Raw genomic sequence first — 313 nt, forward strand, 5'->3', positions numbered from 1 at the left:
ATTAAAGTCGTAAAGCGGTTTGATCATATTTTCTTTGATACACTCCGCACAAAGATGATGTGGGGAGTGGATGGAAGGAGATAGTATTAAATCATTGTCTTTTTCCCACTCGCGATCTTTGACAATATTTGGATTAACTTGAGTGTAAGCTTTCTCGGGCAAAGACCCTAGCAAGGTAGACCGCAGCGCAGCATATGCCGTACGCCATATCGCCAAAAACCTTGTAGCCGCCGGTGCTTTCACGGTGGGCACAATTGCCTTGCAAAACATCTATGGATTGTATTGCCTGGTAGGTATCTCTGCCTGTATGTCG

1 pseudogene is annotated in these 313 nt (G+C 45.0%); it reads left to right on the plus strand.

The features are described 5' to 3' along the window. Positions 1-148 precede the first annotated feature (148 nt). A pseudogene (locus tag D0T87_RS25265) lies at positions 149-313 on the plus strand (methionine adenosyltransferase domain-containing protein); the annotation flags it as partial.

The sequence above is a fragment of the Bacteroides sp. 51 genome (assembly GCF_010500965.1).
Lineage (GTDB): Bacteria > Bacteroidota > Bacteroidia > Bacteroidales > Bacteroidaceae > Bacteroides.